At 60.6% G+C, this 703-nt stretch carries 1 pseudogene; it reads right to left on the bottom strand.

From position 1 onward, the window contains the following. Window positions 1–701: pseudogene (locus HMPREF9720_RS01005) on the bottom strand (transketolase); the annotation flags it as partial. Window positions 702–703 lie beyond the last annotated feature (2 nt).

Raw genomic sequence — 703 nt, 5'->3', positions numbered from 1 at the left:
CCTTTGGCGCCCTTGCCCATGACCGTGCGGCCGATGATGAGCGTAGGACGCTCCGTCTCGGAGTTCGCGGCAACGAGCGCCTCGCGGATTTCGTTGATGTTATGTCCGTCCACTGACAGCACGTTCCACCCCCACGCCTCGTACTTCATGGCCACGTTCTCGGTCATAACCTCATCCACCTTCGTAGAAAGCTGGATGTTGTTCGAGTCGTAGTACATGATGAAGTTGCTCAGGCCCAGATGGCCGGCGATACGGCCCACGCCCTGCGAAATCTCCTCCTCCACGGCGCCGTCCGAGATGTAGGCGTAGGTCTTGTGCGCCATCCACTCGCCGAAGCGGGCAGCCATGAACCGTTCCGCGATGGCGGCGCCCAGCGCCATGGCATGACCCTGTCCGAGAGGGCCGGAAGTGTTCTCGACACCGCGCGCGAAGTCTGCTTCCGGGTGACCCGGCGTCACGCTGCCCCACTGACGCAGAGACTGAAGGTCTTCGGTCGTATAGTACCCGGCAAGAGAAAGCGTAGAATAGAGCATCGGAGACATGTGGCCCGGATCGAGGAAGAAACGATCACGGTAGGGGTAAGACGTATTGTCCGGATCGTACCGCAGAAATTCGGTATAGAGCACCGTCATGAAGTCGGCGCCGCCCATGGCTCCGCCGGGGTGTCCCGATTTGGCTTTTTCGACCATGGCGGCCGACAAAA

Origin of the sequence: Alistipes sp. HGB5 (assembly GCF_000183485.2) — a bacterium.
GTDB classification, from domain to species: Bacteria; Bacteroidota; Bacteroidia; order Bacteroidales; family Rikenellaceae; genus Alistipes; species Alistipes finegoldii.
This window is presented reverse-complemented; position numbering and strand designations above follow the sequence as displayed.